The sequence below is a fragment of the Roseateles koreensis genome (assembly GCF_028595305.1).
Lineage (GTDB): Bacteria > Pseudomonadota > Gammaproteobacteria > Burkholderiales > Burkholderiaceae_C > Paucibacter_A > Paucibacter_A koreensis.
Map to the genome: position 1 here is coordinate 45,054 of NZ_JAQQXS010000018.1, position 20,951 is coordinate 66,004.

A 20,951-nucleotide genomic window follows, 5' to 3' on the forward strand; every position below is an offset into this window, starting at 1 on the left:
TTCAAGGGAATTGCGGGGAAAGCCCTCGGTAAACTTGAATTCGATGCGTACCCGAGACACCGCCCGAGACGCACCGGCCCCGTCATTCAAAGGCAATATGCGGCTGCGCGTCGTCCACGCTTTGGCCGGGCTTCTTGCCTGGCACGGGTGCGGGGTGATCTTGCCCAAGCCGAGCCAGCGCTTCATCGCAAGGCCAGAAGCGGCTTTCTTCCCCCAACTCGATCTTGAACTCCGCCCCCGCCGCGTCGCCGCCGAGAAAGTGATGGGTCATGATCTTGAGCCCCTGCGTCACCACGCCAGCGTCGGTCTCCAGGCGCTTGGGCGGCCAGAGCTTGACGATGTCTTGCAGGGGCGGCAGTTTGTCGCGCACCGGCATATAGAAGTGCTTGCCGAATCGCGCCCGTGCGCCGGCCAAGTCCCAAACGCCCTGCACATTCAGGCGGAAGCCGCCCGAAAAACGGTCCATCTGCACCTTGCCCTGGATGATCAGTAACTCGTCATCCACCAACAAGTCCTTGTTGGCGTTGAGCATCTCCTCATTGGCCACGCACTCGATCTGGTCGCTCTTGTCGTCAAGTTTGAAGATGGCCACCCGACCGCGGTTGCCGTTGATGATGCGCAGATCGCTGACGATGCCCGCCACCATCACCGGCTCCCGGCTGTCGGTGCAATCGGCAATGCGCCGCCGAACCATGCGCCGCACTTCCTCGCCGCTTTGGTCGAACATATGGCCGCTGAGGTAGAAGCCGATGGCGGTCTTCTCCAGCGTAAGCCGCTCCTTGATGCTCCAAGTCGGCATCTCCACCAGATCTGGCTCGGCGGTACTGGAGGCATGTGAGTCGCCAAAATCGAACAAGCCGCCTTGGTCCGCATTGGCTTCCAGCGTTTCTGCATGCGTGTAGCCCCGGGCCACGCTGGCCAGCAGGCGGGCTCGGTCGGCTTCCAGTGAGTCAAAGGCACCGGCTTTGATGAGGGCCTCAACCACGCGTTTGTTGCAAGCCTTTCTGTCGATACGAGCACAAAAATCGAAGAAACTCTTGAACGCCCCCCCTTCATTGCGCTTGGCCACGATGGAGTCAATAGCGCCCTTGCCCGTTCCCTTGATGGCGCCCAGGCCGTAGTTGATCCGTTTGTTGTGGATGGGCTCAAAGCGGTGCACACCCAAATTGACGTTAGGCGGCTCAAACTCGATGCCGAACAGCTTGGCGTCGTTCAACAACACCTTGAGCTTGTCGGTGTCGTCCATTTCGATGGTCATGTTCGCGGCAAAGAACTCCGCCGCGAAATGCACCTTCAACCAACCCGTGTGATAGGCCAGCAGCGAGTAGGCCGCCGCGTGCGACTTGTTGAAGCCGTAGCCTGCGAACTTCTCCATCAGGTCGAACACTTCGTCGGCCTGCTTTTCATCCAGGCCGTTGACCGCCGCGCCCTTGCGGAAAATGGCTCGGTGCTCGGCCATCTCCTCGGCCTTCTTCTTGCCCATGGCTCGGCGCAGCATGTCGGCGCCGCCCAAGCTATAGCCCCCCAGCACCTGGGCAGTCTGCATCACCTGCTCCTGATAGACCATGATGCCGTAGGTCTCGGCCAGCACCGGCTCCGTCAGCGGGTGCGGGTACTCCACCACCTCCTTGCCATGCTTGCGCGCCACAAAGGTGGGGATCAGGTCCATGGGACCCGGGCGATACAGGGCGTTCAGGGCAATCAGGTCTTCAAGGCGAGAGGGTTTGGCGTCTTTCAACATGCGCTGCATGCCGGGGGATTCAAACTGAAACACGCTCTCGGTCAAGCCGTCGGAGAACAGCTTGTAGACCTTGCGGTCGTCGAGTGGAATTTTCTCGAAGCTGAAGTCTTTCTGCTCCGGAAAACGCGCGACGATGAAATCTTTGGCCAACTCAAGAATGGTCAGCGTTGCCAGGCCCAAGAAGTCGAACTTCACCAGGCCGATGGCTTCAACGTCGTCCTTGTCGTACTGGCTCACCGCGCTGGTGGAGCCGGGCTGCTGGTACTGCGGGCAGAAGTCGGTGATCTTGCCCGGCGCAATCAACACACCCCCGGCGTGCATACCGATATTACGCACCATGCCTTCAACGCGGGCGGCCAGCGTCAGCAACTCGCGCACCTCTTCTTCTTGCTCCTCGCGCTGCCCGATCTCCGGCGCCTCGTGGCGGGCGTAGATCATTTTCTCTTTGTCGGGATCGAAGTCCGGCGGCAATTTCGCCAACGTCACCGTCTTGCCGGGTGGCGCCGGAATCAACTTGGCGATGCTGTCCACCTGGCCATAGCCCATGCCCAGCACCCGGCCGATATCGCGCAAGGCAGCCTTGGCCGCCATGGTGCCAAACGTCGCAATCTGACTGACCGCCGGCAGGCCGTATTTGCGCTTGACGTAATCGATCACCCGATCGCGGTTGCCCTGGCAGAAGTCGATGTCGAAGTCGGGCATGGAGACCCGTTCCGGATTCAAGAATCGCTCGAACAGCAGGTTGTACTGCAGCGGGTCCAGGTCGGTGATCAACAACACATAGGCCACCAGCGAGCCGGCACCCGAACCCCGCCCCGGCCCCACTGGGCAGCCATTGAGCTTGGCCCACTTGATGAAGTCACCCACGATCAGGAAGTAGCCCGGAAAGCCCATCTTGATGATGGTGCCCAGCTCAAACTCCAGCCGCTCCACATACCGTGGACGCTCGGCGTCACGCTTGGCGGCGTCTGGGTAGAGCATCTGCAGCCGGTCTTCCAGCCCTTCGTAAGAGAGCTGACGGAAATACTGCTCCATCGGCATGGAGGTGCCGTCTTCCAGCAGCGGTGTCGGAAAGTTGGGCAACTGCGGCTTGCCCAGCACCAGGCTGATGGAGCAACGGCGGGCAATCTCCACCGTGTTTGCAAGCGCCGAGGGAATGTCGGCAAAGAGCTTTTCCATGTCCGCCTGGCTGCGGAAATACTGCCCCGGCACAAAACGCTTGACGCGTTTGGGGTTGGCCAGCGTCTCGCCCTCCGCCACACAGACCCGCGCCTCGTGGGCCTCGAAATCATCTTCACCCAGAAATTGAACAGGATGCGTCGCCACCACGGGCAGTTTCAGCCCCGCAGCAAAGGGCACGCTGGCCTGCACCAGCGCTTCTTGGCCGAGCAGACCGGCGCGTTGCAACTCGATGTAGAAACGCCCCGGGAAAATGTCCGAAAAACGCTGCGCCCAATCGAGCGCGCGGGGCTTGTCACCCGCCAGCAGCGCAGCACCCAGACCACCGAATTGAGCGCCAGAAAGGCAGATCAAGCCCTCATTGAGCTCACGCAACCAGTCCCACTTCAAACAGGCCTGATTGCGCTGCACGTTCTGAATCCAGCCACGTGACAGCAACTCACACAGGTTCAGATAGCCCTGCTTGTTCTGCACCAGCAGCAGCAACCGGGAGGGCTGTTTGTCCGAGCCCTCGGGCTCCAGCCAGCAATCAGCCCCCAGGATGGGTTTGACGCCCTTTTTCCGGCAAGCGTTGTAGAACTTGATGGCGCCAAACATATTGGCAAGGTCGGTCAAAGCCAACGCCACCTGTCCGTCTTTGGCCGCAGCAGCGGCTGCATCGTCGGTTCGGAGGGTGCCGTCAACGACGGAAAATTCAGTGTGCGTGCGCAGATGTACAAAAGCCATGGGCCATTGTAAAGACCGTACAGACCGGCCCGCTGTTCTCAGCCCAAAGCACGCCGCAAGCGATCACTCGTCCAGTCAACCGCCAGCACCAACAACACCATCGCGCCGACCAAGGTGGCTGTTTTACCCATCTGGAACAAGCCCAGGTGAAACGCCAGCATCTGCCCCAGCCCACCTGCGCCCACCACGCCTAACACCGTGGCTGCACGGATGTTGTTTTCCCAGCGGTACAAGGTGTAGCTGATCAACTGCGGCAGCACCTGAGGCAGGCTGGCGTACAAAAACACCTTCAAATTGCCAATCCCCTGCACGCGCAAAGCCTGTGCGGGACCGGGCGGCAAGCGCTCAAGCGCTGAGGCGAACAATCGACCCAACACGCCGCTGGTATGCAAGGTTAGAGCCAAGGTCCCGGCAAACGGCCCCAAGCCTACACAAACCAGCAGCAAGGCGGCCCACACCAACTCGGGCACGGCACGCAGGGCGTTCAACAACCAAGCAGTGGGGCGCCGCACCCTAGCCCGGTCCTGCGCATGCAGCCGAGCGCCGGGCACGGCCAGCAGCAAGCCCGCCACCGCCGCCAAGCCGGTACCCATGGCAGACATGGCCAGTGTTTCCATCGCCGCCGCCGCCACACGCGGCAGAAACTCAGGACTCAAATCGGGCGGAAAGAACTCGCCAATGAAGCGGCCCATGCTATGCGCCGCCTCCAGCGAGAACAACTGCGCCCATTGCAAATCCAACGACCAAAAACTGAGCAGCACCAAGGCCAGCAAGCCGACACCCATCCACAAAGCCTGACTGCGTTTGCGCAGGAAGGGCGGCGGCACGCAAGGCGGCAAGTTGGGCTGCAGACCGAACGGCCCAGAGGTCCCAGAGGTGCTGGCGTTTGACTTGTTCATGCGAGATTACGCCGCAGCCAGGCGCTGAAACTGTCGGCCAAAGCCACCAGTGCGATAAACACCAACAGCATGGTGGAAACCTCCTGGCCCTGAAACATCTTCAAGGACGAATCAAGTTGCTGGCCCAGGCCGCCAGCCCCCACAAATCCCAAGACCACGGAGGAGCGAATGGCACACTCCCAGCGGTACACCGTATAACTACTCAGTTCAGCGGCATTCTGCGGCAGCAGCCCATACGCAAAGGCCTGCAGACGCCCGGCACCGTTGCGCAGCAAGGCCTGGCTGGCTTCGGCTTCACCGCTCTCCAGCACCTCGGCATAGACCTTGCCCAACATGCCGGCGTAGGTCAGCGCAATCGCCAGCACACCGGCCGTCGGGCCCAACCCCACCACACGCACAAAGATCAAGGCCCAAATCAACTCCGGCACGCTGCGCAGGACCGTCAGCAGACCGCGCACGCCCTGACGCAGAACCGCTGGCCCCCAGGCCATGCGGCCACTGAGCGCAGAGATCGACAAACTGCGGGTGGCCAACAGCGCCAACGGGATGGCCAGGACCAGCGCCAGGCTAACACCCACTGTCGCCATGGCCACCGTGCGCCAAGCCTCCTTGGCGACCAGGGTCAAAAACTCCGGCGCGCTGGCGGGCGGGAAGAACTGCGAAAGATAGCGCCGCGTCACCGCCAGATTGCTCGGGTCGAACAAAACCCAGGGTTTGAATTCCGTCGCAGCACCCAAGGGCCAGCACAGCGCCAGCACCGCCAGGCACCCAAACAAGCGCCCCAGCCAGGCTGGATCACGCAAGGCGGGATGCGGGCGCGTCGTCACAGCAGTCTCCCCGACATCACCGGCATTGCAAGGGAACTTCGGGCGGGTTGAACAGGGCAGCGTCCTCCACTCGCTCGACCGCCTCGGCTTGCGGCGGATCGAGCAACTCCGACTCATGCTGGGCATAGAGCCGAGACAGCAGCGCAGGCGTGACCGCCGTGGCGGGCAGGTCAAACACCAAGCGCCCCTCCCTCAGGCCCAGCACACGCGGAAAATGCGCCAGCGCCATCTCCACCTGATGCAGCGAGCACACCAGCGTCACCCCGCGCGCCCGGGCCTCACCGCACAGGCTGGCCATGGCTTGCTGGGCACGGTGCGGGTCCAGGGCCGACAGCGGTTCATCCACCAGCCAAAGCCGGGCATCGCTCAACAAGGCACGCGCCAGGCCGACACGCTGACGCTCCCCCCCCGACAAATGATCGACCCGGTCAAACAGCTTATCTGCCAGATCGAATCGATGCAGGGCGGCCTGCGCCGCCTCAAGTTCGGTGGGGTAGAACAAAGACGCAATGCTGCGCGCCAGACTCCACCGGGCGAGGCGCCCCGCCAAAACCGCCGTCACCACCCGCTGACGCGGGGGCAATGGTGGCGTTTGTGGCGCCAGAAACAATTGCCCGCGCCAGCGCTGCAAGGCGCGGCGGGGCATACGCCAAGGCTGCACGGCCTGCCATGTCAGGGTGCCGCTGTCGGGCCGCACTGCGCAGGCCAGCACCTGCAGCAGAGTCGTTTTTCCGGCGCCCGAGGGGCCGATGACCGCCACCTGCTCACCTTCGGCGAACTGAATGCTCAGGTCCTGAAGAATCGGCGCGACGTTAGCGCCCCACTTCCCGGGCTGCTGTGCACGCGGACCAAGGGGCCGGTCGACACGCAGTTGTTGAAGCTCAAGCATGAATCAAGAAATCCGGCTCACAGCAGTCCCGCGCTACGGGCTGCGGCCTCAATGCCCTTGTAGTTATCCGCCTGAGTCGGCACGAAGCGGGTGGCGCGCTGGAGATCCAAAATCTCTTTGCCGACCGCGGTGTCGCGGTTCAGGTTCAAGAGCGCTGCTTTGAGTTTTTCGCGCTGTGCGGCGGGCATGTCAGCATGTACGCTCCAGTTGTAGTCGAAATAGGCCGGTGTGGTGTAGAACACGTGCAACTTGTCGGCGTCAACCTTTTTCTCAGTGACGAATTTTTCCCATACCGAGATATTCAAAGCCCCGGCCTGAACCTTGCCGGCGGCCACGGCGGCGATGGTGGCGTCATGCGCGCCGCTGTAGGCTACTCGGCGAAAATCCTTCTCCGGGCTGAGCCCTGCCTGCAGCACAAAATTGCGCGGCATCAAGTGGCCGGAGGTCGAGCTCTGCGAGCCAAAACTCACATCGCGGCCTTTCAGATCGGCCAGGGATTTGATGCTGGGGTCGGCGGTGATGAACACCGAGCGGAACTTGCTGTCTTCTTCACGCTGCACTAACGGAATAATCTTGCCGCCCGAGCGCACATTGGCCTGCACAAAGGTGAAGCCCCCGAACCAGGCCATGTCCACCTTCTTGTTGACCAAGGCCTCCACAGCGGCCGCGTAGTCGGTCACCGGGGTGTACTCCACCTTCACGCCGTTGCCCAACTGCGCTTCGATGTAGCGCATGAGGGGCGCGGCTTTGCGGGCCAACTCGGTGGGGGATTCATCAGGGATCGCCGTGACGCGAAACACCGTGGTCTGAGCTTGGGCATGCAGCCCGCTGACCAGCAGCACCGCAGCGCACAAGCTTTGGGCGATGAGTTGACGACGACGTGACGATTCTTTGGGCATGACAAATCTCGATGGCGCGGATGAAGGCGAATGAATTCGGGCGAAGTACGCGCACTGGCGCGCAGACATTCGCGTTCGGTCTTTCAGCAAGAGCGCGATTATCGGAGCCAATCGCCCACGGCAAGCGCAGGCGCGGCAAAAAGTACCCGGCCGTTGCCGCTATGCTGGCACCATTTGCAGACCACCCATGTCTTCTGCGTCTCAGGTTTGCGCCTCGTTGGCCCGCCTGAAATGTGCAGCGTATCCAAAAAGACAGGGGCGGCTCGATTCCGTTTTTTGGGAGCGCCAGCATGGCCAACATGTCAACTTCTCATGGCGAACCTCGCCTGACTTCACTTTCACACGGCGGCGGCTGCGGTTGCAAGATTGCGCCGGGCGTATTGTCCGAGATTCTCAAGGGCACCACCGCCTTACCCATTCCGCCCGAGTTGATGGTAGGCATCGAAACCGCAGACGATGCGGCGGTCTACAAACTCAATGACGAACAAGCGCTGATCGCGACGACCGACTTTTTCATGCCCATTGTCGACGATCCCTTCGACTTCGGGCGCATTGCCGCCACCAATGCCATCAGCGACGTGTATGCCATGGGCGGTCGCCCCATCATGGCGCTGGCCCTGGTGGGCATGCCGATCAATGTGCTGTCCACCGACACGATCGGCCGCATCCTGGAGGGCGGTGCCTCCGTGTGCCGGGCGGCAGGAATTCCCATCGCCGGGGGGCATACCATTGATTCGGTCGAGCCTATTTATGGCTTGGTCGCCTTGGGGCTGGTTCACCCCAAGCGCGTCAAGCGCAACGCGGATGCGCGCGCCGGTGACGTGCTGATCCTGGGCAAGCCCCTGGGCGTGGGCGTGATGTCTGCCGCGCTGAAAAAAGAACAACTCACGCCCGAGGCCTACGCGCTGATGATGAGCGTAACCACCCAACTCAACACACCCGGCCCCGATCTGGCCGCCCTGCCCGGCGTGCACGCCATGACAGACGTGACGGGATTCGGGCTTGCGGGCCATGCCTTGGAATTGGCCCGGGGCTCAGGTCTGCAAGTGCAACTGGCGTGGCCGCAAGTGCCGTTGCTGGATGGCGTTGCTGCCTTGGCGGAGCGCGGCCTGGTCACCGGTGCCTCGGGCCGCAATTGGGCAGCCTACGGGCATGACGTCGAACTGACTGGTCAACTCAGCGGCACGGCGCAAGCCTTGCTGAGCGATCCGCAAACGAGTGGCGGCCTATTGGTGTCGTGCAAGCCAAATGCCGTCAGCGACGTTCTGACGCTTTTTGCCCGGCACGGCTTCAGGCAAGCCGCCGTGGTGGGCCAGGTGGCCGAGCGGGCGGCAGGCGCCCCTGCCCTGCGCGTGATGGGCTGAGCAGCACCGCCCTTCTGTTGAGCGCCCAAGAAAAAAGCCGCCCGAGGGCGGCTTTTTTATGATCTGACCACGATCAGTCGATCAGTCGAATCTCCACACGGCGGGCCTGCTCAGCGGGGCCGTCAGCCAATGCCGACTCAGGCTTGCGCAGCAGCACGCGCGCAGGATCCACGCCCGCGTCCTTCAGGGCATTGCGGGCCGCCACAGCACGGGCCTTGGCCAAGGCTGCATTCTTGGCGGGATCGCCGCTGGCATCATGAAAGCCAGCAATCACGACCTTGCGGCCGGGTGCAGCCAGCAGCGCCTCAACAGCCCTCGCCATTTCAGCGCCAGCTTCTGCCGGCACGGCAGCAGCTGCCGTTGCAAAAAACACGGTGCCCACCAGATCGCCACCCAAGGGGACGTCGATCATCACGACTTCTTCTTCAACCATCACTTCAACGGCCGGCTTGACCGCACTGCGGTGCATCTGGTTGAAAACGACCCGGCCTACCAGGACCAGCAGCACGGCGGCAACCACCAGGCCCACGATCCAAAGCGCTGCGCGCTGGTTGTCGTCTTGTTGTTCAGCTGACATGAAAACTCCAAAGAAGAAAAAGTTGCGGATTCAAAAAAATGGGTTGCGCGCATTCTAGAGGCCACCGATGACCTGCTCACAGGCCACACACAGAACGTGTTGGCCTTCTAACGCCGACTTTTGCCCTCGTCTTGTCCCAAAGCATTCATGGAGCGCGCGCGGCGTTGCGCCTTTTTTTCATCCATCTGGCGCATGGCCTGACGCTGCGTCCAGCCACTGGCGTCGGCCCAAGACCACCACACCACGGCCAAGGCGAAGGGAAGGCCCACCCACCACCAACTCCAAGTGGCCACCGGCGTCCACTCCAACAATTTCAAGATCAACAGGATCACTCCGATCGACACAAACCACATGACTTTTCTCCCGTCTCAAGGCATCGCCTGGCCCTAGAATCAATTCGAACAGCTTGCGGCGGACTTTAGTTCACATCAAGCTGCGGGAAATAGATGTTCTCACCGCCTTTTGAAAGGAAAAGTTAAAGATGCGCTCCATCAAGCAGAACTTGTTGCTCCTGTCTGCCGGCCTGACGGTCAGCCTGCTGGCCAGCCCAGCGTTTGCCAGCCTCGAATTGGCCCAGAAAAAGAACTGCCTGGCTTGCCATGCCGTAGACAAGAAGGTTGTCGGCCCCTCCTACAAGGATGTGGCTGCCAAGTACGCCAAGGACAAAGACGCTGTGGCCAAACTGTCAGGCAAAATCTTGAAAGGCGGTTCCGGCGTTTGGGGCCCCGTGCCCATGCCCGCCAACACGCAGGTCAATGAAGCCGAAGCCAAGCAATTGGCCACCTGGGTACTGAGCGTCAAGTAAGACCTTCCCAGAACGAACAAAAGGCCCGCGAGGGCCTTTTGCTTTTTGTGCGACCGCTGATTGGGCCGATTGTGTTCGACTGCTTGTGCGACCGCTTTTCAGCGATCGCTCGGTCTTCGGTCTGTCTTGCGTAAATACGCTCAGTACGCCTGCCCCAATTGCTCCAAGATGGCCGGGTTCTCCAATGTGCTGGTGTCCTGCGTCACGGACTCGCCCTTGGCAACGTTGCGCAGCAGGCGGCGCATGATCTTGCCGCTGCGGGTCTTGGGCAGGTTGTCGCCGAAGCGGATGTCCTTGGGCTTGGCGATCGGGCCAATTTCCTTGGCCACCCAATCGCGCAATTGTTTAGCGATGGCCTTGGCCTCATCTCCATGGGGGCGCGCACGCTTGAGCACCACAAAGGCGCAGATGGCCTCGCCCGTGGTGTCGTCGGGGCGGCCCACCACAGCCGCCTCGGCCACCAACTCGGTGCAGCTGACCAGGGCCGATTCGATTTCCATCGTACCCATGCGGTGGCCGGACACATTGAGCACGTCATCGATGCGCCCGGTGATGGTGAAGTAACCGGTGTCGGCATCGCGGATCGCACCGTCGCCGGCCAAATAGTAACCCTTGAGCTCAGCAGGGTAGTAGCTGCTCTTGAAGCGTTCGGGATCGTTCCAGATAGTACGGATCATCGAGGGCCACGGCTTCTTCACCACCAGGATACCGCCTTGGCCATTGGGCACATCGTTGCCCAGTTCGTCCACGATGGCCGTGGTGATGCCCGGGAACGGCAGCGTGCAAGAGCCCGGCACCAGCGGCGTGGCGCCCGGCAACGGCGTGATCATGTGGCCGCCGGTCTCGGTTTGCCAGAAGGTATCCACGATCGGGCAACGGCTGCCGCCCACATGCTTGTGGTACCACTCCCAGGCGGCCGGGTTGATGGGCTCGCCCACGGAACCCAGCAGGCGCAAGCTACTCAGGTCATAACGGGCCGGATGCACGGCCTCGCTGCCTTCAGCGGCCTTGATCAGCGAACGGATGGCCGTGGGCGCTGTGTAGAACACGGTGACCTTGTGCTTCTCGATCATCTGCCAGAAGCGCCCGGCATCCGGGTAGGTGGGCACGCCTTCGAAGACGATTTCGGTGCCACCCAAAGCCAACGGGCCGTAGGTGATGTAGCTGTGACCGGTCACCCAGCCTATGTCGGCGGTGCACCAGAACACATCGCTGTCTTGCAGGTCGAAGGTCCACTTCGTGGTCAGCGCCGCGTGCAGCAGATAGCCGCCAGTGCTGTGCTGCACGCCCTTGGGCTTGCCGGTAGAACCGGATGTATAGAGCAGGAACAGCGGATGCTCGGCCTCAACCCATTCGGGCTCACAGGTGCTGGCCTGGCCTTGCGTCACGTCATGCAGCCAGAGGTCGCGACCTTCCACCCAATTGATCTTGCCGCCGGTGCGTTTGTAAACAATCACGTCTTTCAGGGTCGGGCAGCTACCGCCTTCCAGCGCCTCATCAACAATTGCTTTCAACGGCAAGGCCTTGCCACCGCGTTGTTGTTCGTCGGCGGTGATCACCATGACGGCGCCAGCGTCTTGAATGCGGTCGCGCAGGCTCTGCGCCGAGAAGCCTCCAAACACCACCGAATGGGTGGCGCCGATGCGCGCACAGGCTTGCATGGCGGCCACGCCCTCGACGGACATGGACATATAGATGACCACGCGGTCACCCTTCTTCACGCCACGCGCTTTGAGCGCATTGGCCAATTGCGCCACACGCGTCAGCAATTCGCTGTAGCTGACCCGTGCCACAGCGCCGTCGTCAGCCTCGAAGATCAGCGCCGTTTTGTCACCCTTGCCGGCCTCGATATGGCGGTCCAGGCAGTTGTAAGACGCATTCAGTCGGCCATCGGCAAACCATTTGAAGAAAGGCGCCTCGCTGCTATCCAGCACCTGGGTGAACGGGGTTTTCCAGCTGATGAATTCACGGGCCAAACGCGCCCAGTAGCCTTCATAGTCTCGGTCGGCCTCGTCAACCAGCGATTGGTAGGCGGCCATGCCTTTGACATGAGCGTTAGCCTGCCATTCGGCACTGGGCTGATAAAGGGCGGTCTGAGTCATGAGTCTGTCTCCTCTGAAGGGGGTAATTGGCAATAAGCAATGGCCCCGAACGCCGGGCGTCCAACTTGGCCTTGCCGCAACTGTGCCTCGTGTCTCTGACGAAGCGCTTACTCAAAGCCTGATCGGCGTCGGCGGGCCCGAAAAGTATCGAAGTCGGCCAGCGCACGGCGCCCCCCGTGCGCCTCACTAGAATCGCCCCACATCCATTGCAAGAAGCCTCCCACCATGCCGAGCCCCAAGCTGCCTCACGCCGCGCAACGCCTGCGCCCCCTGCCCAAGCTGATGTTTGCCAGTCGCTGGCTGCAGTTGCCGCTTTATCTGGGCCTGATCCTGGCGCAGGCGGTATATGTCTACCAGTTCTGGACAGAGTTGGTCCACTTGATCGAGGCCGCATTCGGACACCAGGAGGCACTGGCAACACTCGTCAAAAGTATCGGCTACAAGGCCGCGGCCATCAAGGATGTAGCCGGTGCGGTGATTGGTTATGAGCCCATCGCCAAGCTCAACGAGACCATTTTGATGCTGGTGGTACTCGGGCTGATCGACGTGGTGATGATCTCCAACCTGCTCATCATGGTGATTGTGGGCGGCTACGAAACTTTCGTTTCACGCATGGACCTGGACGGCCACCCCGACCAGCCGGAATGGCTGAACCATGTGAACGCCTCGGTGCTCAAGGTCAAGCTGGCGATGGCCATCATTGGCATTTCGTCCATTCACCTGCTCAAGACCTTCATCAACGCCGACAACTACGATGAAAAGACCTTGATGTGGCAGACGCTGATCCACCTGACTTTTCTGGCTTCCGCCATCGCCATCGCTTACACCGACCGCCTGCTCAGCGCCGGCTATATACACAAGCCCGCTGACGCCCCGCATTGAGCGCTGAAGCCGCAGCGATTCAGCGCGGCTCGGCCGATGCTTTGGCCGATGCTTCGGCCGCTGCCGGGTCAGCGGGCAAGCCGCATTGCGATGGCAGCTTCAGGTGCAAGCCGGCCTTGGCCAGGAGGTTGGCCGACACCGGCGCTGTGACAAACAAGAACAAGGTGATGAGCAACTCGTGCAGGCCACGCCCACCTTGTGTCCAGTGGACCGCCAAGCTAGCCAGCAACACGCCGCCCACGCCCAGGGTCGTGGCCTTGGTCGGTGCGTGCAGGCGCATGAAAAAATCTGAAAAACGCAGCATCCCGATGGCGCCCACCAGGGAGAAAACGCCGCCGATGACCAGCAGGGTTGCGATGGCAATTTGCCAAGCCCAATGCAATTCGTTCAAGGGTGCCATCCGCTCACTCCATCACCGTGCCACGGCACAAGTAACGCGCTAGCGCTGCGGTAGAGACGAAGCCCAGCAAGGCGACGATCAAGGCAGCCTCGAAAAGCATCTCGTTGCCCCAGCGGATTCCCAGCAAAACCACCAGCGCCACGACGTTGATGTAGAGCGTGTCAAGCGCCATCACCCGATCGGGTGCGCTGGGGCCTCGCAGCAGTCGCCACCCACACATCAGCATGGCCAAGCCAACGGCCGCACTGGCAAAGTCGAGCGCCCCGGACAAAAAAGGCTGGGCGTTTGAAAAAAGCATCATGCAAAGATCTCCATCAAAGGCTGCTCATAGCGCTGCTTGATCTGTGCCGCAAGCGCGGCGGGGTTCGCGCCACCATTCAAGGCGTGGACGAGAAGATGCCCCCGGTCAGGCGTCACCACACAAGACACCGTGCCCGGCGTGGTGGTGATGATGATGGCCAGCAGCGCCACGGCATCTGCCTGCTGAAGTGCCAAGGGCACCTGCACCCACGCCGGCACGGCCTTCGCCCAGGGCCACAACACCAAGCGGGCAACGGTCAGATTGGCCACGACGATGTCCCAAAGAACCAGCCCGGCCAAACGCAGCGCCACAAAAAATACGCGCAGACCGCCCGCCTTCAGCACAAGGGCTGGCCCCAAAAAACCTCGCAACCACCGCGGCACGAGCCAGGCGAACACACAGGCCATCAACAAAGCGGCGGGCGCGATGCTTTGCTGCAGCAGCAACCAAACCGCGGCCAGCAAGACAGAAAGCCAAGGGTGGGGAAATGCCCCTGTCGGCGATGTCACTGACGGTTTCGACTCAGAGGCCATGCTTGCCTTCATCCGTTGGAAATGCATCGGGAGCCACCGGAGTGCTCATTGATGGCATCGCTGGCGAGATTAGAGGGGCACCCGCCGGCGGATAGGGCTTGAGCGCATCCCGGCCCATTGCCTCGCCCAGAGCGGCGCGCCCATAGGCTGCCCGGTCGCCCAATTGCACCGCCGCGGCCGTGGTGTAACGCTGAACGGGGGCGGCGAACACGCTCAAACCTACGCTTGCAGCCAACAAGCTGCACGTGGCCAGGATCAGCTTGGGGCTGCTGCCTGCATGGGAGGCTTCGGGGGCGTCGTCGCTCACGTGCCAGAACAAAATGCTGCCAGCCCGCGCCAAGCCCAGCAAGGTACAAAACCCCACCACCAGCAGTACCGTCCACACCCAGGTTGACCCAGGGTGGTTCGTTGCGGCCTGCAGCAACATCAGCTTGCCGATGAAGCCGGGCAGCGGCGGCAGGCCCGCCGTAGAGGCGGCGGCCAGCAACATCATCAAACCCAACAAGACCGGTTGTGCCACTGCTGAAGCCGGCTGCAACAAGCCCCCGGCGTCACCACGCTGGGCCGCCACCAATTCAGCCAACAAAAAGAGCCCGGCAATGACCAAGGTGCTATTGATCATGTAGTAGAGGCCCGCACTCCAGGCGAACGGGGTCATCAGCCCGACGCCCACCAGCACGGTGCCGACCGAAGCCACGGTCAGCCACGCCACCAGCCGCGCCAGGGTGTGGGCCGCCAATGCGCCCAGCACGCCCATCACCGAGGTCGCCAGGGCCAGCGGCAAAAGCAGGGTTTCAACCAGCGGGCCGGCAAATATCACGCCATGCACGCGCAAAATCGCATACACCCCCACCTTGGTCATGATGGCGAACAAGGCCGCCACCGGCGGGCTGGCCGTGGCGTAGGTCGCGGGGAGCCACATCGACAGCGGCATCAGCGCCGCCTTGAAACCGAACACCAGCAAGAGCAACATCGCCGCCAGCTGCACCCAGCTCGCATCGGCCGGCGCCAATTGGGGCACACGCAAGGCCAGGTCCGCCATGTTCAGGCTGCCCACCTTGGCGTAGACCAAGCCCAGCCCAATCAAAAACACCGTTGAGGCCACCAGATTCATCGCAACATAGTGCAAGCCAACCCGAAAGCGTGCCGCCCCCTGCCCGTGCACCATCAGCACATAAGAAGCGATCAACAGCACCTCGAAAAACACGAAAAGATTGAACAAATCGCCGCTGACGAAAGCGCCATTCAAGCCCATCAACTGGAACTGGAACAGCGCGTGGAAGTAGCGCCCATGCGCGTCCCACCCCCCGCTGGCGTACCACAGCACCGGCACGGCCACGCTGGCCGTCAGCAGCAGCATCAAGGCGCCGAGGCGGTCCACCATCAGCGCGATACCAAAGGGGGCGGGCCAAGCCCCCACGTGATAACTTATCAACTCCCCGGTGGCTGCGCGGCTGACCAGGGCCAGCGCGACCCCTCCCCCCAAGACCGCTGAGAGCAGCCCCAAACGCCGCGCCCACAGCAATTTGTGGTGCCCGTGCCCACCATGCGAGTCGCCACCGTGCCCGCCCATCAGCAACAGGGCAACACCGGTCAAGGCCGGCAATAGAACCGGCAGCACCGGGAGCATCGGCCAACCCAAGACTTGCAGCAGCCACGCGTTCATGCGCCCTCGCCTTCTGAGTTCGCCACGCCGCCGGTGCTCGGGTCCGGCTGCCCATCCACATGGTCTGAGCCGCTCTCGAACCGGCCGCGTACCGCCAGGCTGAGCAAAAAGGCAGTGGTAGCAAAGCCGATCACGATGGCCGTCAGCGCCAGCGCCTGAGGCAAGGGGTCGGCCATCACGGCCGCGCCGCTACCCAGAATTGCCGGGGCCGCCATCCACAAGCGCCCCATGGCGAACAAGAACACATTGACCACATAGCCCAAGAGGCTCAGGCCCAGCACGACTTGAAAGCTGCGCCCTTGCAGCAGCAAATACACCCCGCAGGCAGTGACCCACCCCAAGCCGGTGGCCAGCAAAAATTCCATGCTCAGCATGACGCGCCCTCCCCGCCCTTGCTGGCGTGCGCAAATGACGACAACATCAACATCGTCGCGCCCACCACCATGATGTAAACGCCCAGATCAAACGCGGCGGCAGACGCCAGCGGAATTTCACCCAAAAACTCCAGACCAGGCACGCTCGGGTGCCCATGGGCACTGGTCAAAAACGGTTGGCCGAACAAGAAACTGGCGATGCCCGTCAGGCTCGCAATACCCAGCCCGAGGCCCAGCCAACGCACATAGCGTCCGCCCGAGCGCGCGTGCAACAAAGCTTCGGCCCGCTGCTGGCCCAGCGCCATGTACTGCAGAATCAGCGCGGCCGCTGTGATCAGGCCCGCAATAAACCCCCCGCCCGGCTGGTTGTGGCCCCGCCAAAAAATATGAGCACTCAAGAGCAAAGCCAAAGGCAGCACCCATCGCGCCACGCGCTGTAACAGCAAGGGTTCTTGGCGAAAGCGCCAACGTCGCCCGCCAGCGTCGCCTGCTGGCCGCTTGGCGCGCATGCCGTCCAGCACCGCCAGCACGCCCAATGCAGCGATCCCAAGCACGGTGATTTCGCCAAACGTGTCGTAGCCCCGGAAGTCCACCAAAATCACGTTCACCACATTGCTGCCACCGCCCCCCGGCAGCGACTGCGCCAGAAAATACCAGGACAAGCTCTCATGTTGGCTGCTGAGCACGGCCCAACTGATGGCGGTGACGCCCGCACCGCACGCCAGGGCCAGCGCGGCGGCTCGCCACGGCGGGCCGCCGCGGCGCATTGCTTTCGTCAATGGAGGCGTCGTTTGTGGAAGCAGCCCCAAGCCCATCAGCAGCATCACGGTCGACACCACATCCACCGTGAGTTGCGTCAGCGCAAGGTCCGGTGCGGACAGTGACAAAAACACCAGCGAGCCCATCAAACCGATACCACCGCACAGCACCACGGCCACATAACGCTGAGCCTGCAGGCGCAGTAACACTGCGCCTAGCGCCATCAGCAGCAACCACAACGCCACCGCTAAAGGGGGTGCGGGCAACAAGGGCCGAGTGATCGCTGAAGGGGAGAACGGCCAGCTAACCCCACCCGGCCAAAAGGCCCAGCAGCCCAGCACCAGCGCGGAAACCAGCAAGGTCGCCAAATAGCGTTGCAGGCTACCGCTTTCAAACCGTCGGGTCAGCCCGCCGGCCATCGCCAGCAAGCCCGCCATGCCAGCATCAAACACCTGCTTGCCACCGACTGAGCGCGGCAAATAGGCATGCAAACGCCCACCACGCTGCAGCCAGAAGTAGAGCACCACGCCACCCAGCACCGCCACCAGGCTCATCAGCAAGGGCACGTTGAAGCCATGCCACAGGGCCAGATGCAACGGCGCCAGCGGCTCACCCAACATGGCGGCTGCGGCTGACTGCAGCAGTGGGCCCACGGTCTGCATGGGGAACAGGCCGACGCCCAGACACACCAGCACCAAAATCAGCACGGGCAGCTTCATGCCCCAGGGAGGTTCGTGGGGATGAGGCTGGGGCAAATCCCGACTAGGGCCGTTGAAAAATACGTCATACACCAATCGAAGCGAATAGGCGACCGAACACAGCCCCGCCAAATTGGCGATCAAAGCAATGGTCCACGCAAAATTGCCACCTATGCCGGCATGCAAGGCCTGCTCAAACATCAACTCCTTCGACAAAAATCCGTTGAAGGGCGGCAAGCCCGCCATGGCAGCACTGGCCAGCAAGCCTAGGCTACCAACCCAGGGCATGACCTGCATCAGCCCGCCAAGGCGGCGCATATCGCGGGTGCCCGTCTCGTGATCGACGATGCCCGCTGTCATGAAAAGCGCCGCCTTGAAGCTGGCATGGTTCAGGATGTGAAACATCGCCACGGCCGCTGACATGGGCGAGCGCAAGCCAATCAAAAAGGTGATGAAGCCCAGATGGCTGATGGTGGAATAGGCCAACAGCCCCTTCATGTCATGCTTGAAAATGGCGACGAATGCGCCAAACGCCATCGTCAACAGGCCCACCGGCGTCACGATGAGCTCAAACAACCCCTCCCCGCCGATCACCGGATACAGGCGAGCCAGCAAAAACAAGCCCGCCTTCACCATGGTGGCTGAGTGCAGATAGGCGGAAGCCGGCGTCGGCGCCGCCATGGCCTGGGGCAACCAGAAGTGAAACGGGAGTTGTGCACTCTTGGTGAAGCAGCCGATCAAGATCAAGATCAAGGCGGCCGGATAGCGCGTATCGCTCAACACCGCTTGGCGCAAACTCGGCCCGCCGATGAACATCTGCGACAAATCGTAGCTGCCACACATCTGCCCCAGCAAAATCACGCCGGCCAGCAAAGCCAACCCACCGCCGCCGGTCATGGCCAGGGCCATGCGCGCGCCCTCGCTGGCCTCTGCCTTCTCTCCCCAAAAGCCGACCAACAAAAATGAGGTGATGCTGGTCATCTCCCAGAACACCACCAGCAAGAGCAAATTGTCAGACAGTGCGATGCCCAGCATCGCCGCCATGAACACCAGCAACAGGCAATAGAACTTGACCAAGGAATCGGTCGGGCTCAAGTAGAACGCCGCGTACAGCACGATCAGCAAACCGATGCCAGTAATCATGCCGCCGAACAGCAAGGAGAGCCCATCGAGCCTGAAGCCCAGGTTCAGCCCGATCGTCGGCACCCAATCTGCATGAAACAGCAAGACCTGCCCCTGCAGCACCCCTGGCGCTTCTTGCAGGAGCAGCACCAAGGCGGCAGCGGTCACCGCAGCGGCAACCCAGGCCGGCGCAAAACGCCAGGCCGGGCCCAGCAACGCCCGGCCAACCCCGTCCCCGAAACGGCCCAACAGCACGCACAAACCCGTGCCAAGCAAGAGGGGCAGCAAAATGACCGTAACAAGCGGATTCATCAGATAGGCATCACCACGAAAAAACCGAAGGCGCAGCCACCTTCGGCGGGGCATGCAGGGGCGCGGGCCATTGTAGGGTCGGCTTTTCAGCTTTTCGGCTTCCCTGCGATAGGGCGAAAGTGGCGTTAAAAGGCTTCGGCAAGCACGGTTCAGTAAACTCCGAGGATTCCGCCCAACTTTTCGGCCTTCATCATGAGCACCACGATCAAGTACCAAGACCTTGTCGACAGCGTTGCCGCAGCGCTTCAGTACATCAGCTATTACCATCCGGCGGACTACATCGCCCACCTGGCACGGGCTTATGAGCGCGAGCAGAGCCCTGCCGCCAAAGACTCCATTGCGCAGATCCTGACCAACTCCAAGATGTGCGCCGAAGGCCGCCGCCCCATCTGCCAGGACACCGGCATCGTCAACGTGTTCCTGAAGATCGGCATGAATGTGCGCTTTGAAGGCTTCCCCGCCGGGCTGGAAGACGCCGTCAACGAGGGCGTGCGCCAGGCCTACAACCACCCCGACAACAAGCTGCGTGCCTCGGTCTTGAACGACCCCATCTTCGAGCGCAAGAACACCAAGGACAACACCCCCGCCGTCATCAGCGTGAGCATGGTGCAGGGCGACACGGTGGACGTGATGGTCGCCGCCAAGGGCGGTGGCTCCGAGAACAAGAGCAAGTTCATCATGATGAACCCCGGCGACAACATCGTTGACTGGGTGCTCAAGACGGTGCCGCTGATGGGTGCCGGCTGGTGCCCGCCCGGCATGCTGGGCATCGGTGTGGGCGGCACGGCTGAAAAAGCCATGCTGCTGGCCAAGGAATCGTTGATGGAAGACATCGACATGTACGAGTTGCTGGCGCGCGGCCCCCAGAACAAGCTGGAAGAAATGCGCATCGAGCTGTACGAGAAGGTCAACGCGTTGGGCATCGGCGCACAAGGCCTGGGCGGCCTGACGACGGTGCTGGACATCAAGATCAAAACCTACCCGACCCACGCGGCCAGCAAGCCGGTGGCAATGATCCCTAACTGCGCGGCAACACGGCATGCGCACTTCGTGCTGGACGGCTCCGGCCCCAGCTACCTCGAAGCGCCCAGCCTCGACCTGTGGCCCGATGTGCACTGGGCCCCCGACTACAACAAGAGCAAGCGCGTTGACCTGAACGCACTCACCAAGGCAGACGTCGCCAGTTGGAAGCCGGGCGACACCCTCTTGCTGAACGGCAAGATGCTGACCGGCCGTGACGCAGCGCACAAGCGCATCGCTGACATGCTGGCCAAGGGCGAAAAGCTGCCCGTGGACTTCACCAACCGCGTGATCTATTACGTTGGCCCGGTGGACCCGGTGCGCGATGAAGTCGTTGGTCCCGCCGGCCCGACCACCGCCACCCGCATGGACGGCTTCACCCGCATGATGCTGGAGAAGACTGGCCTGATTGCCATGGTGGGCAAGGCCGAACGCGGCCCCGTCGCCATCGAAGCCATCAAGGACAACGGCAGTGCCTACCTGATGGCCGTCGGCGGCGCCGCCTACCTGGTGAGCAAGGCCATCAAGGCCGCGCCCGTGGTGGGCTTTGCCGATCTGGGCATGGAAGCCATCTATGAATTCGACGTGGTCGACATGCCCGTCACCGTAGCGGTGGATGCCGGCGGCACCAGCGCCCACATCACCGGCCCAGCCGAGTGGAAAGAGCGCATTGCCTCGGGCAAGACGTTGAGCATTCCCATCGCGCAAGCTTGAAGCAGTGATGGCATGAAAGATTGACTCCGGCTCGGCCTGGCGCCCAGCCTGGAGCCAAAGAGCAGCGGTATCGCCAGACACCGCTGCTCTTTTTTTATTGCGCAGGACGAAAGGTCAAAGTCACCGAAGTGCATTTCGCCAACGGCCTCACAATGCGCGCAG

General features: G+C 62.0%; 18 protein-coding genes. 4 read left to right on the plus strand and 14 right to left on the minus strand.

Annotation, left to right across the window (positions count from 1 at the left end; genetic code table 11):
• Positions 1 to 82 precede the first annotated feature (82 nt).
• From dnaE to PRZ01_RS17385, 5 genes are read right to left on the minus strand one after another with little or no spacing between them, the layout of a single operon-like run.
• Entirely contained in the window at positions 83 to 3,646 is a 3,564-nt protein-coding gene (gene dnaE / locus PRZ01_RS17365) for a DNA polymerase III subunit alpha (RefSeq protein WP_273598099.1), read from the minus strand.
• A 38-nt stretch (positions 3,647 to 3,684) separates the two neighbouring features.
• Positions 3,685 to 4,545 carry a phosphonate ABC transporter, permease protein PhnE gene (gene phnE, locus PRZ01_RS17370; RefSeq protein WP_409993869.1) on the minus strand — a complete coding sequence of 287 codons (861 nt, stop codon included), beginning with the start codon at positions 4,543 to 4,545 and terminating at the stop codon, positions 3,685 to 3,687.
• Entirely contained in the window at positions 4,542 to 5,372 is an 831-nt protein-coding gene (phnE, locus tag PRZ01_RS17375; RefSeq protein ID WP_273598100.1) for a phosphonate ABC transporter, permease protein PhnE, read from the minus strand. The genes phnE (PRZ01_RS17370) and phnE (PRZ01_RS17375) overlap by 4 nt, the downstream gene beginning before the upstream one ends.
• A gap of 16 nt (positions 5,373 to 5,388) precedes the next feature.
• Positions 5,389 to 6,261, minus strand: coding sequence for a phosphonate ABC transporter ATP-binding protein (locus PRZ01_RS17380; RefSeq protein ID WP_273598101.1), 873 nt, complete (start codon positions 6,259 to 6,261; stop codon positions 5,389 to 5,391).
• Between the two features lie 17 nt (positions 6,262 to 6,278).
• Positions 6,279 to 7,160 (minus strand): putative selenate ABC transporter substrate-binding protein, encoded by an 882-nt coding sequence (locus tag PRZ01_RS17385; protein WP_273598102.1) that lies wholly within the window; start codon positions 7,158 to 7,160, stop codon positions 6,279 to 6,281.
• Positions 7,161 to 7,459: 299 nt separating this feature from the next.
• On the opposite strand from PRZ01_RS17385, the gene selD reads away from it, so the two are divergent.
• Positions 7,460 to 8,524, plus strand: coding sequence for a selenide, water dikinase SelD (selD, locus tag PRZ01_RS17390; RefSeq protein WP_273598103.1), 1,065 nt, complete (start codon positions 7,460 to 7,462; stop codon positions 8,522 to 8,524).
• 73 nt (positions 8,525 to 8,597) lie between these two features.
• Here selD and PRZ01_RS17395 read toward each other — a convergent pair whose 3' ends face one another.
• Positions 8,598 to 9,101, minus strand: a complete 504-nt coding sequence (locus PRZ01_RS17395) for an OmpA family protein (protein ID WP_273598104.1) — start codon at positions 9,099 to 9,101, stop codon at positions 8,598 to 8,600.
• Positions 9,102 to 9,208: 107 nt separating this feature from the next.
• Positions 9,209 to 9,454 (minus strand): TIGR04438 family Trp-rich protein, encoded by a 246-nt coding sequence (locus PRZ01_RS17400; RefSeq protein ID WP_273598105.1) that lies wholly within the window; start codon positions 9,452 to 9,454, stop codon positions 9,209 to 9,211.
• Positions 9,455 to 9,582: 128 nt separating this feature from the next.
• Between PRZ01_RS17400 and PRZ01_RS17405 the strand changes: the two genes are divergently transcribed.
• Positions 9,583 to 9,906 (plus strand): c-type cytochrome, encoded by a 324-nt coding sequence (locus tag PRZ01_RS17405; RefSeq protein ID WP_273598106.1) that lies wholly within the window; start codon positions 9,583 to 9,585, stop codon positions 9,904 to 9,906.
• A 140-nt stretch (positions 9,907 to 10,046) separates the two neighbouring features.
• Here the strand turns inward: PRZ01_RS17405 and acs are convergent, their stop codons facing one another.
• Entirely contained in the window at positions 10,047 to 12,008 is a 1,962-nt protein-coding gene (acs, locus tag PRZ01_RS17410; protein ID WP_273598107.1) for an acetate--CoA ligase, read from the minus strand.
• Positions 12,009 to 12,233: 225 nt separating this feature from the next.
• On the opposite strand from acs, the gene PRZ01_RS17415 reads away from it, so the two are divergent.
• Positions 12,234 to 12,890: a TIGR00645 family protein gene (locus tag PRZ01_RS17415; RefSeq protein WP_273598108.1), complete on the plus strand. Its 657-nt coding sequence runs from the start codon at positions 12,234 to 12,236 to the stop codon at positions 12,888 to 12,890.
• Between the two features lie 19 nt (positions 12,891 to 12,909).
• On the opposite strand, the gene PRZ01_RS17420 is transcribed toward PRZ01_RS17415, so the two are convergent.
• The 6 genes from PRZ01_RS17420 to PRZ01_RS17445 are packed head-to-tail and all read right to left on the minus strand — an operon-like array spanning position 12,910 to position 19,055.
• Positions 12,910 to 13,290, minus strand: a complete 381-nt coding sequence (locus PRZ01_RS17420; RefSeq protein WP_273598109.1) for a Na+/H+ antiporter subunit G — start codon at positions 13,288 to 13,290, stop codon at positions 12,910 to 12,912.
• A gap of 4 nt (positions 13,291 to 13,294) precedes the next feature.
• A complete protein-coding gene (locus PRZ01_RS17425) occupies positions 13,295 to 13,588 on the minus strand; it encodes a K+/H+ antiporter subunit F (protein ID WP_273598131.1) in 294 nt (97 codons plus the stop codon).
• Positions 13,588 to 14,055: a Na+/H+ antiporter subunit E gene (locus PRZ01_RS17430; protein WP_273598110.1), complete on the minus strand. Its 468-nt coding sequence runs from the start codon at positions 14,053 to 14,055 to the stop codon at positions 13,588 to 13,590. The genes PRZ01_RS17425 and PRZ01_RS17430 overlap by 1 nt, the downstream gene beginning before the upstream one ends.
• Positions 14,056 to 14,113: 58 nt before the next feature.
• Positions 14,114 to 15,790 (minus strand): monovalent cation/H+ antiporter subunit D, encoded by a 1,677-nt coding sequence (locus PRZ01_RS17435; protein ID WP_273598111.1) that lies wholly within the window; start codon positions 15,788 to 15,790, stop codon positions 14,114 to 14,116.
• The gene (locus PRZ01_RS17440; RefSeq protein ID WP_273598132.1) at positions 15,787 to 16,155 is read right to left on the minus strand and encodes a Na+/H+ antiporter subunit C; all 369 of its coding nucleotides are present in this window, start codon (positions 16,153 to 16,155) and stop codon (positions 15,787 to 15,789) included. Before PRZ01_RS17440 ends, PRZ01_RS17435 begins: the two co-directional genes overlap by 4 nt.
• Before the next feature lie 2 nt (positions 16,156 to 16,157).
• The gene (locus tag PRZ01_RS17445) at positions 16,158 to 19,055 is read right to left on the minus strand and encodes a monovalent cation/H+ antiporter subunit A (RefSeq protein WP_273598112.1); all 2,898 of its coding nucleotides are present in this window, start codon (positions 19,053 to 19,055) and stop codon (positions 16,158 to 16,160) included.
• A 192-nt stretch (positions 19,056 to 19,247) separates the two neighbouring features.
• On the opposite strand from PRZ01_RS17445, the gene PRZ01_RS17450 reads away from it, so the two are divergent.
• Positions 19,248 to 20,789 carry a fumarate hydratase gene (locus PRZ01_RS17450; protein ID WP_273598113.1) on the plus strand — a complete coding sequence of 514 codons (1,542 nt, stop codon included), beginning with the start codon at positions 19,248 to 19,250 and terminating at the stop codon, positions 20,787 to 20,789.
• Positions 20,790 to 20,951 lie beyond the last annotated feature (162 nt).

What these genes read in the sequence shown, in the direction of transcription:
- PRZ01_RS17385 (WP_273598102.1), bottom strand. Translation starts at nt 7,160, where the DNA reads ATGCCCAAAGAATCGTCACGTCGTCGTCAACTCATCGCCCAAAGCTTG.
- PRZ01_RS17415 (WP_273598108.1), top strand. Translation starts at nt 12,234, where the DNA reads ATGCCGAGCCCCAAGCTGCCTCACGCCGCGCAACGCCTGCGCCCCCTG.
- acs (WP_273598107.1), bottom strand. Translation starts at nt 12,008, where the DNA reads ATGACTCAGACCGCCCTTTATCAGCCCAGTGCCGAATGGCAGGCTAAC.
- PRZ01_RS17435 (WP_273598111.1), bottom strand. Translation starts at nt 15,790, where the DNA reads ATGAACGCGTGGCTGCTGCAAGTCTTGGGTTGGCCGATGCTCCCGGTG.
- PRZ01_RS17405 (WP_273598106.1), top strand. Translation starts at nt 9,583, where the DNA reads ATGCGCTCCATCAAGCAGAACTTGTTGCTCCTGTCTGCCGGCCTGACG.
- PRZ01_RS17425 (WP_273598131.1), bottom strand. Translation starts at nt 13,588, where the DNA reads ATGCTTTTTTCAAACGCCCAGCCTTTTTTGTCCGGGGCGCTCGACTTT.
- PRZ01_RS17450 (WP_273598113.1), top strand. Translation starts at nt 19,248, where the DNA reads ATGAGCACCACGATCAAGTACCAAGACCTTGTCGACAGCGTTGCCGCA.
- phnE (WP_409993869.1), bottom strand. Translation starts at nt 4,545, where the DNA reads ATGAACAAGTCAAACGCCAGCACCTCTGGGACCTCTGGGCCGTTCGGT.
- dnaE (WP_273598099.1), bottom strand. Translation starts at nt 3,646, where the DNA reads ATGGCTTTTGTACATCTGCGCACGCACACTGAATTTTCCGTCGTTGAC.
- selD (WP_273598103.1), top strand. Translation starts at nt 7,460, where the DNA reads ATGTCAACTTCTCATGGCGAACCTCGCCTGACTTCACTTTCACACGGC.
- PRZ01_RS17420 (WP_273598109.1), bottom strand. Translation starts at nt 13,290, where the DNA reads ATGGCACCCTTGAACGAATTGCATTGGGCTTGGCAAATTGCCATCGCA.
- PRZ01_RS17445 (WP_273598112.1), bottom strand. Translation starts at nt 19,055, where the DNA reads ATGAATCCGCTTGTTACGGTCATTTTGCTGCCCCTCTTGCTTGGCACG.
- PRZ01_RS17440 (WP_273598132.1), bottom strand. Translation starts at nt 16,155, where the DNA reads ATGGAATTTTTGCTGGCCACCGGCTTGGGGTGGGTCACTGCCTGCGGG.
- PRZ01_RS17380 (WP_273598101.1), bottom strand. Translation starts at nt 6,261, where the DNA reads ATGCTTGAGCTTCAACAACTGCGTGTCGACCGGCCCCTTGGTCCGCGT.
- PRZ01_RS17400 (WP_273598105.1), bottom strand. Translation starts at nt 9,454, where the DNA reads ATGTGGTTTGTGTCGATCGGAGTGATCCTGTTGATCTTGAAATTGTTG.
- PRZ01_RS17395 (WP_273598104.1), bottom strand. Translation starts at nt 9,101, where the DNA reads ATGTCAGCTGAACAACAAGACGACAACCAGCGCGCAGCGCTTTGGATC.